General features: G+C 58.9%; 12 protein-coding genes. 4 read left to right on the top strand and 8 right to left on the bottom strand.

From position 1 onward, the window contains the following. On the top strand, positions 1-382 hold a 382-nt coding region (locus tag IRZ31_RS14815; protein WP_297154972.1), incomplete at its 5' end, for a transposase. Between the two features lie 154 nt (positions 383-536). On the opposite strand, the gene IRZ31_RS14810 is transcribed toward IRZ31_RS14815, so the two are convergent. The 5 genes from IRZ31_RS14810 to IRZ31_RS14790 form a co-directional block, all read right to left on the bottom strand. Beyond that, positions 537-1,256: an ABC transporter ATP-binding protein gene (locus IRZ31_RS14810; protein ID WP_297154970.1), complete on the bottom strand. Its 720-nt coding sequence runs from the start codon at positions 1,254-1,256 to the stop codon at positions 537-539. Between the two features lie 71 nt (positions 1,257-1,327). Beyond that, positions 1,328-2,209, bottom strand: a complete 882-nt coding sequence (locus IRZ31_RS14805; protein WP_297154968.1) for an ABC transporter ATP-binding protein — start codon at positions 2,207-2,209, stop codon at positions 1,328-1,330. Positions 2,210-2,297: 88 nt separating this feature from the next. Further along, positions 2,298-4,295 (bottom strand): hypothetical protein, encoded by a 1,998-nt coding sequence (locus tag IRZ31_RS14800; protein WP_297154965.1) that lies wholly within the window; start codon positions 4,293-4,295, stop codon positions 2,298-2,300. Positions 4,296-4,341: 46 nt separating this feature from the next. After that, a complete protein-coding gene (locus IRZ31_RS14795; RefSeq protein ID WP_297154963.1) occupies positions 4,342-5,295 on the bottom strand; it encodes a branched-chain amino acid ABC transporter permease in 954 nt (317 codons plus the stop codon). 361 nt (positions 5,296-5,656) lie between these two features. Then, positions 5,657-6,979 carry a branched-chain amino acid ABC transporter substrate-binding protein gene (locus tag IRZ31_RS14790; protein WP_297154961.1) on the bottom strand — a complete coding sequence of 441 codons (1,323 nt, stop codon included), beginning with the start codon at positions 6,977-6,979 and terminating at the stop codon, positions 5,657-5,659. Positions 6,980-7,539: 560 nt separating this feature from the next. Here IRZ31_RS14790 and IRZ31_RS14785 point away from each other — a divergent pair. Both IRZ31_RS14785 and xylB read left to right on the top strand, forming a co-directional pair. Next, complete coding sequence (locus tag IRZ31_RS14785; RefSeq protein ID WP_297154959.1) at positions 7,540-8,604, top strand: TIM barrel protein; 1,065 nt, start codon at positions 7,540-7,542, stop codon at positions 8,602-8,604. Positions 8,605-8,794: 190 nt separating this feature from the next. Next, entirely contained in the window at positions 8,795-10,342 is a 1,548-nt protein-coding gene (gene xylB / locus IRZ31_RS14780) for a xylulokinase (RefSeq protein ID WP_297154958.1), read from the top strand. 180 nt (positions 10,343-10,522) lie between these two features. Here the strand turns inward: xylB and IRZ31_RS14775 are convergent, their stop codons facing one another. After that, a complete protein-coding gene (locus tag IRZ31_RS14775; protein WP_297154956.1) occupies positions 10,523-10,813 on the bottom strand; it encodes a hypothetical protein in 291 nt (96 codons plus the stop codon). Between the two features lie 181 nt (positions 10,814-10,994). On the opposite strand from IRZ31_RS14775, the gene IRZ31_RS14770 reads away from it, so the two are divergent. Further along, on the top strand, positions 10,995-11,660 hold the full coding sequence (locus tag IRZ31_RS14770; RefSeq protein WP_297154954.1) for an iron-containing redox enzyme family protein: 666 nt from the start codon (positions 10,995-10,997) through the stop codon (positions 11,658-11,660). A 214-nt stretch (positions 11,661-11,874) separates the two neighbouring features. Here IRZ31_RS14770 and IRZ31_RS14765 read toward each other — a convergent pair whose 3' ends face one another. Continuing rightward, a complete protein-coding gene (locus tag IRZ31_RS14765) occupies positions 11,875-12,735 on the bottom strand; it encodes a class I SAM-dependent methyltransferase (protein ID WP_297154952.1) in 861 nt (286 codons plus the stop codon). A gap of 197 nt (positions 12,736-12,932) precedes the next feature. Then, complete coding sequence (gene fabG, locus IRZ31_RS14760; RefSeq protein WP_297154950.1) at positions 12,933-13,700, bottom strand: 3-oxoacyl-[acyl-carrier-protein] reductase; 768 nt, start codon at positions 13,698-13,700, stop codon at positions 12,933-12,935. Between the last annotated feature and the right edge of the window lie 234 nt (positions 13,701-13,934).

Genomic DNA, 13,934 nt, shown 5'->3' with positions numbered 1-13,934 from the left:
CAAGCTTGCTCAAGCTGTTGCCGATAGCAACTTTGGCGAGATCAGACGGCAATTGGAAGACAAGGCCAAACGCTACGGAACATGGCTGGTGGTGATTGACCGCTTCTTTCCTTCAAGCAAGCGGTGCGCTGCCTGTGGATACATCAAGCCAGCGCTTGGTCTGCATGAGCGGACGTTTGTCTGTGAGGCGTGTGGCGTGGTGCTTGATCGTGACCAGAATGCCGCGCTCAACGTGTTGCAGGAAGCGCTTAGAACTACCGGGAGTTCCTCGGGAAGTCACGCCTGTGGACAGGGCAGCTCTGGCCGTCTCACGGGAGGCGGTGAAACTGCCCTGGGTGAAGCAGGAACCAACCACTGTTCAGGCTCTGTCCTCAATGGGTAAGTGTTGGAGAACGGTAAACTCTCAAGAGAAAAAAGCCCGCATGCCCTGCGAGCGGACTGATCGCGGGCTATGCGGGCTTGCGTCCTTGGCTTGGCTGACCAAGGCAAAGCGACGTAGGCGCAGTGCAGAGGGGCCAGGTGGGTAGGCCTGCGACTCAAGAGCCGCCGAGGTAAGCCTGCCGCACCAGGTCGTTCTGCAGCAGATTAGCTGCCGTATCGCTCAACACAATCTTACCGGTCTGCAGTACATAGCCGCGGTCGGCCAGGCTCAGCGCCATCGAGGCATTCTGCTCCACCAGAAAGATGGTGACGCCCTCTGAGCGAATGCGCACGATCGTCTCAAAGACTGTCTCCACCAGAAGAGGAGAGAGGCCCATTGACGGCTCATCCATGCACATCATCCGCGGACGTGACATCAATGCGCGGGCCATAGCCAGCATCTGCTGTTCGCCGCCTGAGAGGGTCCCCGCTATCTGCTTCAGGCGCTCCTTAATACGTGGAAAGATCTGACAGACGTGGTCGAGGTCCTGCTCGATCTCAGCCTTGTTCGTACGGGTATAGGCGCCCATCTGCAAATTTTCCAATACTGTCATGCGCGGGAAAATGCGGCGCGCTTCGGGGACCAGAGCCAGGCCCAGGCGGACAATATCGCTGGGAGGCCGGTTATCGATACGCTGTCCATCGAAAGTGATCCTCCCCCGACGTGGGCGGACCAGGCCGAAGATCGTCTTCATGGTAGTCGTCTTGCCGGCGGCATTGGCCCCCAGCAAGCAGACGATTTCGCCGCGGCGCACCTCCAGATTGATATCGTAGAGCACCTGGATGGGACCGTAGAACGTATCGACGTGCTCCAATTGCAGCATCACCTCATTCATCGGTCCCCTCCAACACAAGCGGCAGTTTGGTAATCAACGAACAGAGCATAGCCCTTGGCACAATCAGCGTCTCACTCATGGTGATTATTTGCCTCCCCCTCCGACTGGGGCCGGAGTGCCACCTGCCATGTCTGGCGATCGGCGGTAGCCGCCTTGCCGAGATAGGCCGTAATCACCCGCTCATCGCGGCGGATCTCATCGGGCAGCCCCTCAGCAATCTTGCGTCCGTAGTCGAGCACGGCAATGCGGTCGGAAATGCCCATTGTCACCATCAGCTTATGCTCGATCAGCAAGATGGTCAGATGCAGCTCGTCGCGTAGACGGCGGATATAATGCACAGCTTCCATTGTCTCTGCCTCGTTCATGCCCGCGGTCGGCTCATCGAGTAGTAACAGTTTAGGTTCCGAGGCCAGAGCGCGGGCGATCTCCACGCGGCGGCGATCGGCGTAGGAGAGATTAATCACATACTCATCCTGGCGATCGACCAGGTGCTGACCGAAGAAACTGAGCAGCTCGATCGCCCGTCGGCGCGCCTCCTCCTCCTCCTGTTTGACCCACGGGGGGCGGAAGACCGCGTCCAGGATTGAAGCTTTCAGGCGCAGATGCTCGCCCACCAGCACATTTTCGAGCACCGTCATATTATTGAACAGGCGGATGTTCTGAAATGTGCGCGCGATGCCGTGCTGCACTACCTGGTGGGGGGAGGCCTTCTTCAGGGGCTGGCCCTCAAAGATGATCTCACCCGAAGTGGGCAGATAGATACCGGTAATCAGGTTGAAAACCGTTGTTTTGCCCGCGCCATTCGGTCCGATAATGCTCACAATTTCCTGCGGGTAGATGGCCAGGTCCACGTCTTGGACTGCAGCGAGGCCGCCGAAGTGCTTGGTCACCTTCTTCAGCTCTAGCAAAGGTTGACGCGTGGACTGAGGGGCCTGCTCGTACTCAGCGGTCATGATTGCAGCCTCCAGCTAGGAACAACCTCGATATTCGGTAGCATGGGTCTTCGCTCCGTTGCAGTTCGTCACACATGCTCGCGGCTCTTTACTCGACGCGCATCTCTGACTCGAAGCCTGGGGCCCCAGGTGGAGTATCCAACGAAGTGATCTCTACCCCTTCGACCTCAGTGCGGTGCAGCTCATGACGTCGGCGCGTACTGGGGATCAGTCCTTCTGGCCGGAAGATCATGAGCACCACCAGGATGATCCCGAAAATCAGGTTACGGATATTGCTAAACGAGAAATTGGGGATCACCTGCAGGATGTGCGTATAGATCGGGTAGATGATGCTGCTAGGATCGTTTCCCAAGGCGTCGAGCTGGGGCAAGACCAGGACGTTGACTGCGTAGACAGCCAGGGCACCCACTACCACGCCGGGGATACTTCCCAGGCCGCCGAGGACCACCATTGCCAGATAGATTACCGAGTCGCTGAAGCTGAAGTTGCCGGATGTTACCGTACTGAGCTTCGCGGCATAGTAAGCGCCGGCGATTCCAGAGAAGAAGGCACCAGCCGCGAAGGCGAGGAGCTTTGTCCGCGTCAAATTGATGCCCGAGGCGGCGGCGGCGATCTCATCCTCCCGCATCGCTATCCAGGCACGTCCAATGCGCGAATCGCGCAGGCGCAGATTCGCCAGCAACACAATGGCGATCAGCACCAGGATCAGGTAGTAGTACGGCTCCGAAGTCGAGACATTCCAGTGTACCCCAAAGAAGGCCGGAGAGTAGATACCCGTCAGACCGTTGGTGCCATTGGTGTACTTATCCAGGTTCTGGACCACAATGGGGATGATCTCGCCGAAGCCGAGCGTCACGATTGCCAGGTAGTCGCCGCGCAGGCGTAAGGTGGGAGCGCCCAGCAAGACGCCCCAGAGAGCAGCAATCAAAGCGGCTACAATCAGCATTGGCCAGAATAGCCAGGGCCAGATATCGGGATTGATGTGAATGCCTGTCAGGACTGTCAGCTGGGGTGAGCCAACCATTGCCCAGGTGTAGGCCCCGATCACAAAGAAGGCCACATAGCCCAGGTCCAGCAGGCCAGCGAAGCCCACGACGATGTTCAAACCCAGCGCCAGAATCACATAGTAGCCGGCGTTACCGTAGTTGTCCAGACGGGAGTCCGTGCCCGGGCCAAAGAGGAAGGGGTCGATCATGGGGTAGAACACCAGCAGGGCGAGAAGCAACAGGAGGTAGAAATTGCGGGCGCCCGTGCTGCGCAGAGGAAGATCATTGGGGACCAGATCGCGCGCCTCCTCGCGAGCGCGGGTAGCTGAGAGCAGGCGCAGTTGGCGTGCACTGACTGGCGCACCGGAACGGTCGCCGTTGCTGCCGTTGCCATTGGCCTGCACGGCGTGACGGATCGCCACCAGGCCGCCCAGACTCCCTAACAGCCAGCCAGCGACAGGCAGCAACACGCTGCGCAGCAGGATCCAAACCAGGAACAGCAGTGAAGCCTGGCCGTACTGGCCAGTAAAGTAGAAGAGCAGATCGACCAATAACCAGATCAAGGAGAGAGAAAGTGCAAACCAGAAACTGCCGAGGCGTGCGCGTGTCAGCAAGGTCGCGCGCATCTCAGCATCAAGCGCTTGCAGGGTTGGCAGGGGAGGAGGTGGAGCAGGAGGACGGAAACGCCGAACGAGACGGCGCCCATAATAGTAGAAGGCCCAGACCACTACTGAGGCAGCCAGGCCCACAAAGAGGTTGGCGGTGATGTAGATCAGAAGGATCGGCACCACCGTGAAGAAGAACATTGAGATCCACAGATCCAGCAGACTCTGACGACCACTATCGGCTGCCACCAGATAGCCTGTCAGCCCCATGATGATGCCGTAAAAGAGCAGCATAAAGAGGCCGGCGGCAATCGCCGCAATTGAGAAGCTACCGGGGGAGAAGATTGCCAGCAGGGCGGCATTCAGAATCGCCTCACCGCTCCAGACGAGCGTAAAGACGAGCACCGGCACCAAAAAAGCGATGACCCATTTCAGAAGCAGCCGGCGGGTCTCACCTGTCTGTGGCAGGATTTGGGAAGGGACCAACATAGCCATCGTGTTGTACCTCTTATAGCAACGTGCGCGTGTTCACGCTTCGCAGCTAGACCTTCTCTGCCAGTTGCTGCCCGAGGAGGCCTGTGGGACGGAAGACCAGAATCAAGATCAGGATAGCGAAGACCACGGCATCCTGCCAGGCAACGCCGCCGTGCGGTAGACCGAAGGGAAGATCGCGATCGGGAATGTAGGTCACCAGGGCGCGGATCAAGCCAATCACCAGACCGCCAAGCATAGCACCAACCAGATTGCCGATGCCTCCTAACACAGCGGCAGTAAAGGCGAACAACCCCAGCTCAAAGCCAATGTTGAAGACAGTGTTGTTAGTCGAGAGCAGGAAGACAAAGCCTCCAGCTCCAGCAATACCAGCGCCGATCAGGAAGGTGATCGCAATCACGCGGTCCACATTGACTCCCATGAGGGCAGCCGCCTCGCGGTCTTGAGCCACAGCGCGCATGGCACGCCCAATGCGAGTGCTGGTGACCAGCCACTGCAGGCCCACCATCAGCACCAGGGCCACGACCAGCACAATGATATCAGTATTCGTGATGTCGACCGAGCCGATGCTGTAGTGGACCAGGGGGACCAGGTATGGCGCCGCAACAGGATTAGGGCCAATGATGGCCTTCGCAATATCCTCTAGCGCCAGCGAGACGCCAATGGCCGAGATCAGTGGTGCCAGGCGAGGGGCATTGCGCAGCGGACGGTAGGCTACACGCTCAATGAGCACACCGAGCAGAGCACAGATGACAATAGATGCCAGACATGTAACGACAAGCATGGCGAGCATGCCGCCCAGTGACATCTTGGAAACGTCGGTCACGTGAAAGACGTTCGTCACCATAAAAAGGCTTACTAGTGTGCCCATCATGAAAATATCGCCGTGGGCGAAGTTGATCAGCTCGATGATCCCGTAGACCATAGTATAGCCCAGGGCGACCAGAGAGTAGATCGACCCGATGACAAGCCCTTCGACGAGCAATTGCAAAAACAGGGTCATAGAACCTGCACCTCACCTTTTGCCAGTTTATGATACCAGCATCTGACGGGTAGGGGCAAGGCAAGAGAAAGCAACGGTCAATGCTTGGGGTTGATTGGCTGATGGGCTAACGAGCTGCCTGACTGACTGCCTCTCTCCTGCCTTTATCCAGAAAGATTGGCTGAAGTGGGCGATGAGGACTACAGAAACAGCAAGCACTGCAAGAGCAACAGGAGCCACAGGGACACCAGCCTGGGGAGAATCTTCAGCCAACCGAGGACTGCAACAGTTACAGCAAGTAGGAGTCTGAAAAGGCAGGCCAGCAACAGCCTGAACGGCTAAGCGGTGCAAGCCTGACTGGCCTGCCTGCTCTTGTGCTGTGTTACTGGACGGTAACGACTTCCTTCGCCTCCAGGTCTGGCTGACCGTTCACGTTGGCGACCTGATAGACCGTAAAGATCTTGTTGGTCGTGTCACCGTTCTGGTCGAAGGAAATCTTGCCAGTGATGCCGTTATAGGTGATCGTCTTCAGAGCGTCGATGACCGCCTGGCGGAAGACCTGCGCCTGAGCCGCGTCGCTTGAGTCCTTGGGCGTATGGGTCTTGGTCAGGGCCGTCTTGATGGCCTGAATCAGGATATTCATGGCATCGTAGGCGGCAGCGCTATAAGGACCCACATCGCCGTACTTTGCTGTGTAGTCCTTGATGAACTGCTGCGCGGCGGGGATCTTCGACACATCGGGAGCGGCCACTGTCATGTAGGCCTTACCGCCCGAATTGACGATCTGCTTGTAGAAATCTGAGCTACCAGTCAGGCCATCGCCGCCCGCGAAGACTGCGTTCTTCAACGTGGGAATAGTCATCATCTGCTGCTGGATCAACTGTCCTCCGGTCGAGTAGTTGCCACCGAAGTAGATCACATCGGGCTTGGAGGCTGCTGCTGCCGTCAGCAGATTCAAATAGGAAGTAGTGCTCTTGACGCTGTGGCTCTTGCCATCGACCACTGTGCCGCCCAGCTTTGTCCACTCCTGGACAAAGTACTTAGCGAGGCCGGCGCCGTAGGTCTCTGTATCATCGATGACGTAGGCCGTGTGCAGATGGAGCGTATTATACAGGTAGTCCGCCATGGCGGGCCCCTGATGGTCATCGGTGGCCGCGACGCGGAAGTAGGTCACCTTTCCTGTGGGGCGCAGCTTGGGGACCAGGTCATTTGCTCCGGTGCAGCCCACATCGGCCCCTTCCTTGGTCAGACAGGGGTTGGTATTCGCCGGGCTGATCATTGCCAGCGGGGCCTGATTGGCGATTGGCATCTCCGCCTGGGCCACATTACTGTTGAGTGGGCCAACCACGCCTGCCACCAGGGCATCACCAACGAGGGCCTTCATGTTATTCGCGCCTTTCGTTGGATCGTGGACGCCCGAGGCACCAACATCGTCCTGGGGATCGAACTGCAGCGTATAGCCGGGGATCACATGGTTAGCATTGGCCTCATCAACGGCCAGGTGCGCTCCGTTCTCGGTCGATTTTCCAATACCAGCGTCCGCGCCGCTGACCGGAAAATCAGTGGCGACCTTGATGATGGTAGACCCCTGTGTTGAGCTGCTGCTCGTGCTTGTTGTCGTGCCGGCTCCGCAGGCTACCAGCATTACTACAAGCAAAGGTATACCCATCGTCATCGCCATGAAGCGTAACCAGTTTCTCTTCATGGAAGAACAGCCTCCTTCGCAAATACCAGGTCTGCACCGCGCAAAGCGGGTAAAAGCAGGGCGGTGAGCGCAACTTTTTGGGGAGCGCACAAATCCACCCCCTACGAGACATTACGCTATGGTCCTGGTAAAACCTCACACGGCCTTGCTTCCATCGTCCCGCCATCCTTCTGCTGACGTGACCTGGATTTGCCACCAGCAGGATATGTGGCTTGCAAGATCAACCAGGCTGGTAGATGGGCTGATTATAAAGAACCCCGGTTTTCTCTGTCAATACCTTCTTTATGCTTCCCTTCTGGAACTTCTGTTTCACTTTGCTCTATCCTTCCCCATCGCGCTTCGCTCGGTCAGGTTGATTGGCGGCTTCCTTCCCGCGCGCTGCTCTTCTCCCGCCCGGGGCCGGAGCGACTCGCCTTGAGCGGGCCTTCCCATCGCCTTTTCAGGCTCCTCGGGTGTATACTTAAAGGTGGATCGGCGATTGCTTCCTGGGCAACGGGGGCCAGACAAACACAACCGTACCGGGAGACAGTCCACCGGAATCTCATTCTAAGGAGGGAGCAGTGGAACATCAAGCCATCAAAAACAGCGTTGGGATTTGGGCCTTTGGCCCCAACGTCACACGCTTTGTCCCGCCTGGCTACCATCCCGAGGTGGCCAACGAGGACATGGTCACGCGCACGAAGCGCGTGGTTGATGGACTGGCCGATCTGGTCGATGGCCTCGAATACCATTATCCCGGCGAGATCAATGAGGACACCGTCGAGGCCATCAAAGCCGCTCTGGGCCCGATGGATATCTATTGCATCGCCGCCGGCCTCCACACCGACCCTACCTACAAGCTCGGCGCTTTCATTAACCCCGACCCGGCCCTGCGTCGTCGTGGCATCGAAACCCTCAAGCGTGGTGTCGATCTGGCCGCCGCCCTGGGCGCCAATTTCATTATCTGGCCAGGGGCCGAGGGCTATAACTATAACTTTCAGCGCGACTACGCCCACACCTGGAACCTCTTTGTCGAAGGGGTAGCCGAAGTCGTCGCTCATGCCGCCTCCAAGGGCGTCAAAGTCTTCTTGGAGCATAAGAATAGTGAACCAGCTATGAATATCCTGATGCGCAATATCGCTGCCTGCCTCTATACTATCGAGCGCATCGGGCGCCTGGGCGTCGATACTTCGCGGCTGCTGGTCAATATGGACTGGCAGCACCTGATCATGAATGGGGAAAACCTGGCGGAGTACGCCGCTCTCTTGCATGCTGAGGGACGTCTGGGCCATCAGCATGCCAACTCAGGCTGGGGCACCTTCGACGATGATAACATGGTCGGTGCTTCTTTCTTTATGCAGACCCTGGAGCTGGCTATGACGCTGCAGGATGTTGGCTATGGCCAGAATGGCGAGCGCATTGGCTATGATCTCTACCCCTATACTGAGGACCAGATCGCAGCGGTGCGTCGCTCAGTCCTGCAGTGGACCTTTATCGATGACCTGGCACGCAAGATCGATCGTCAGGCTCTGGCTGAGGCGCGGGCGCGGGCTGACGCTGTCGAAGGTTATCGCATCGTCTACGAGACGCTGGGCCTTGATCAGGCCTATATCGATCGCATCGTCCAGCAGCGTAAGAAGCGCTGAGGAGTAAGAAACAGGCTGAAGCGCTACAGCAGAGGAGGGTCTTCGTCTTGTTGACCGCTCAGGGCGGGCCTGTGATCAGGCATGGCACGCGTATGCTTTCGTCTGACTGCCTGGCAGGGGAGGCTGACCCTGGTGCGCTCAGCAGGTGCATGACCCGCTCTGCTGATCTGTTTTTCCAGGATGCATACCGATGGAAGCGCTACTTGGTATTGATCTGGGCACCACTGGCGTGAAAGCAGCTATCTTTGCTGCGGCGGATGGCCGTCCTCTGGCCTCGGCCTTTGTGGACTATCCGCTCTTTCATCCGCGTCCCGGCTGGGCCGAGCAGAATCCGGCTGACTGGTGGCAGGCGACGTTAAAAGCGATTCGCTCCTGTCTGGAGCAAGGGGCCAGCGTTGGGGTTCAGCCCTCAGAAGTGCGGGGAGTCGGCCTCTCTGGCCAGATGCATGGCATCGTGCTGTTGGATGAGGCGGCCCAGGTGATTCGCCCTTGCATCATCTGGGCAGATCAGCGCAGCGAGCCGCAGTGTCGCTGGATGACCGAGCGGGTGGGGGCTGCGCAGCTGATCGAGCTGGTCTCTAATCCGGCCCTACCGGGTTTCTCTGCGCCCAAGATTCTCTGGGTGCGCGAGCATGAGCCGGAGCTGTTTGCGCGCGTTCGGACCGTGCTGCTGCCCAAAGACTATATCCGTTATCGCCTGACTGGAACGATGGCGATGGAGATCTCCGATGCTGCCGGGACCTGCCTGCTGAATGTAGCTGAGGGAAACTGGTCGCGCGCAGTATTGGAGGCAATTGGGCTTGACCCTGCTCTGCTGCCGCCAGTGGTGCCGGCGGATGCCGTCGCCGGTACGATCACGGAGGAAGTGGCTGCTCTCACAGGTCTGCCCGCGGGTACTCCAGTTGCTGGCGGGGGAGCCGATAATGCCTGTGGGGCGGTAGGTAATGGCGTCGTGCGGCCTGGCCTTGCCCTGGTCTCGATCGGCACCAGTGGGGTGGTGCTAGCCCATGCTGAGGCCCCTCATGTCGATCGCTCAGGTCCGACACCTCGCATTCACACCTTTAATCATGCCGTGCCACGAGCCTGGTATCTGATGGGGGTAACACAGGGAGCAGGTCTCTCGTTGCGCTGGGTGCGCGACTATCTGGGACTGCCTGAGCGTGCTCTGGAGCGTTGGACTGATCTGGATGCCTATGAGCTGCTCACACGCGAAGCGGAGGGCGCTCCACCTGGCTGCGCGGGGCTACTGTTCCTGCCTTATCTGCAAGGGGAACGCACACCGCATCTGGATGCCTACGCCCGTGGCGGTTGGATCGGTCTGACTGCCGCTCATGATCGCCGCCATCTTATTCGAGCCGTCCTGGAGGGTGTGGCCTTTAGCCTCAAGGATTGCTTCACCATTATTACTGCTCAGGGATTGCAGCTAGAGCAGGTGCGGGCCACAGGCGGCGGAGCCAAGAGTCCTCTCTGGCGGCAGATCATTGCCGATGTACTGGGTGTAGAGCTGGCCGTGACCAATGCCAGCGAGGGGCCGGCCTTTGGCGCGGCATTGCTGGCGGGAGTGGCGGCTGGCCTCTATCCCTCGGTCGAGGCGGCCTGCGAAGCTACTGTCAGAGTGGTCGAAAGCACAGTGCCTCGCCCTGAGCTGGTCACGCTCTATGCTCGCTTCTATGAGCAATATCGCGCTCTCTATCCTGCTCTCAGGACCGTCTTTCATGCCCTGGCTGATCTCAGCTAGGTCCTTCTGGCTCTCAAAGGCAGGCTGAGACGGTCAGGCTAGCCGTCGAGGCAAGCACACAGGAAGCCGCAGAAAGGGGCGCGCCGGGGTCGAGGTCGGCAGTCATGCCGGCGCTGCCCTCTGGCTGAGTTGGTGGGTCGGCCAGCACATCCCTGGCGCGCTCCCCTCTGTCTTGCGTGCTTAGCGTCTGGGGCTGATGAGACGGGCAAGCTGCCCCAGCAGGGCACAGAGTGCCGCCATCAGCAGCAAAGCAGTGATTCCAATGAAGACGTACCACTCGCCGCTGGCGTCAAGCAGAACATAGGCCACGGGTAAGAGCAGCAGACTGCTCAAAGCCAACTCCAGGCAGAAGCGTGCCAGGCTAGACAAGGAGAGGCCTCGCTCAACAAAGCTGTCGATTGCCAGTCCCATAAACATGAGTGCGGCCAGGGTAAAGGCAAACAGTGGGATGAGCGTCAAGTCATCCAGCATGCTTCTGTTCCCACCTCCTCCCGATCCTGTTCGTTCAAGCGCAGGGCGCATTATACAGCGACTGCACTTACAGTGTAGCCGATCGCTGGTCTGCCCGGCAACAGTGAGGCAGCGTAAGCTGACTGAGCCGGGCCGTCAGCATAAGATAAGAAAAAAAGAACAACCGAGAGGAAGCTGAGTCATGGCATGGTTTGATCAGCTGCTCACGCCAGAGCTACGGTCGCTGCGTGAGCGCATTCTTCACCATCCCTTCTGGATCGGCATTGAGACAGGTACACTGGCTTGGGAGAGACTGGGTCTCTTTGCCCTGCAGGACTGGCTCATTGTCCAGGATGCCTATCGTCTTGATGGTCTGGCCATTGCCCGGGCCGCTCCCGATTTAGAGCTGCAGGAGATGCTCATCGATAAGCTGGCGGCTAAAAAAGGAGGTCCTGAGCTGCTGCTGCGCTTCGGGGCGGCGGTCGGCGTACCGCAGACGGCTTTTGCCCAGGTTGAGCCGTTAGCGGCCTGTCTGGCGCTGCTCAATTTCTTTTATTGGATTGTAGAGACGGGTACCCCTGTAGAATGGCTGGCGGCAGTGGGGGCCAGCGAGGAAGTCTTTGCCCGGCTTTGCCTGCGTGTCTACCCGGCGCTCATGCGCCATTACAACCTGGAAGCCTCCCAGGTAGCCTTTTTCAGTGCCCATCTGGCCATCAGTGAGCAGCTCACTCCCCTGGAGCGCTGGCTCAGCGAACGGCACTTCGAACCGGCAGAGCGCCAGCGCCTGGCCCAGGTGATACGTCTCAGCCATCAGTACGAAATACAGTTCTACGATGCTGTACTCCAGGCGCCGCTCGCCTCCTCTTGATGCCTGCCGGCGAGCAGCAGAGCAGGCCCCCCGGCGCCTGGAGTGGCTTCTCTCAAACCACGACAGGAGAAGGATAACCTGGGCCAATGGCCCAGGAGAACCTCGCTGGCGGCTAATTGAAGGTGGATAATGCGCGCGTGCTGTCTGGCTGAGCGAGAGCGAGCAGTGAGCCGTGGCGCCGTGGCTTCCCGTAGGCTCGCTGTTGCCGGCCCCGTCAGGCATCCTTTATCGCCACCATCTGGAGCCACATGCGAGGAACCTCCTGCACTCCCAGCTCCTGGCCGGCCTCATAGACTGCTACTGCCAGCGCCTGGGCCCCGATCGGCAGCGGTACACCGGGCAGAGCGCCCTCAATAAAGAGCCAATACTGGCCCAGGTCCTTCCAGGCATCGAGCGAGATTGATACCTGTCTCTGCGTCATCTCAACGCGGCTGAAGCCCCCATCTTGGAAAAGCGCGGCGTATTCCTCGGGAGAAAGCCACTGCATCGCCTGGGCCTTGGTCTCGCGCGAAGGACGGATATCCGGGTGGGTTTTGCGCAACCAGCCCACAGCGCGGCGTGTCCACATCCGATAGAAGCGCTCGGTCCCGGCGACGTAGGTGCCTTCATAAAAGGCGCTGTTGCAGGCGAAGATGCCACCCGGACGCAAAATAGCGGCAATCTGACGGAAGGCGGTCAGCTTGTCGGCAACCAGATGGATGGCGTTGCAGAAGAAAGCCATGTCAACGTTCTGCACGATGCGTGGCAGGTCCTCGCTTTCGCCCTGGATGAACTCGGCCTGCATTCCCAGAGCCTCCATGCTTTTATGCGCGCGGCGCAGGGCCTCCGCTGAAGGGTCGACCCCGATGAGACGCGCCTGTCGTCCGCGGCGAGTTAGCTCTTCGGCGATCAGGCGTGTGACTGCGCCGGTGCCGCAGGCCATATCGACGATGGTCAAAGGCTGCTCACGAGGTTGCCCTTCCAGGTGAGCCAGGGCCTGCTGCACGAGTGCGCGATTGATCTCAGTATAGAAGTGATGTGCGGCGAACGGTTCGAACGTGAACTGGTTAGTTTCCTCGGTTTCAATCAAGCCCATCAGTTGAGCCTCCTGAGCTGGTGTCGATGTTATCGAATTAGAGCAAGTTCGCCCCAAAATTGTTTCAGGATCAGTCGCCCTGCGCTGAAAATCCTCCTGTCAAAAAAAGGGGGAGCCGAGCAAGGCGGAGGGAAAGAAGAGCAGCAACAGAGGGAATGATCGAAACCGAGGAGCCAATGGAGAGGGAGGCCGGCTGATCAGATATGCATGGCCATGCCTCCGTCGACGCAGATCACCTGACCGGTGATATAGCCAGCTTCGGGCGAGCAGAGGAAGCAGACGGTGGCAGCGACCTCCTCGGGGGTCCCAAAGCGCCCAAGAGGAGTCAAGTCGAGCATCTGCTTACGCTGCTGCTCTGTCAGCTTGGAAGTGAGCTCCGTCGGGACAAAACCGGGTGCCACGGCGTTGGCTGTGATGTTACGACTCGCCATCTCGCGAGCGGTGCTCAGCGTCAGCGCGATGATGGCGGCCTTCGAAGCGCTATAGTTAGCCTGGCCGGCATTGCCGAGCAGGCCGGCAACCGAGGTTACGTTGACAATCCGACCCCAGCGTGCCTTCATCATCGAACGGAGGGCGGCGCGGGTGCAGAGAAAAGCTGAACGAAGGTTGATATTCAAAATATCTTCGAAATCAGCGAGCGACATCTGCAGAATCAGCTTATCGCGTGTGGTTCCTGCATTATTCACCAGGACAGTGACCGGCCCCAGCTCTCGGTTGATTTGCTCGAAGAGCCGGCTGACATCTTCCTCCTGGCTTACATCGGCCTGAACCACGATAGCCCGCCTGCCGAGGGCTTCGATCTGGGCTCGTACCTCCTCGGCAGCTTCTGCGTGGCGATAATAGTTCACGGCGACATCAGCTCCCGCCTGAGCCAGACGCAGAGCCACTGCCCGCCCGATACCCTGGCTACTTCCAGTCACAAGTGCGATCTTGCCTTCCAGTGGCAGATGCTGTTCTCTGGCCATAAAACATCTACTCCTTGTCAAGTACCTTGGCGTCCCCGCCCGTTTGCCGCTCTAGTATAGCATATTTGTGCTGCCTGTGAAGTGCCGGAATGGCGGAGCCGTTCAGCGGACAAGAGCGCTCCGCTGGCCCTCAGACGGAGGCGCACCGCTCTCCCTGCAGCGCTGCAGGGCGCTGCAGAGCGAAAGGAGCTTGGTTTGTTTGGGGAAGTGCCAGGGAAAGCCCAGGGAAAGCCC

The sequence above is a fragment of the Thermogemmatispora sp. genome (assembly GCF_019683635.1).
Classification (GTDB): domain Bacteria; phylum Chloroflexota; class Ktedonobacteria; order Ktedonobacterales; family Ktedonobacteraceae; genus Thermogemmatispora.
Note: the sequence above shows the minus strand (reverse complement) of the source record. Positions and strands in the feature narration are given on the sequence as shown.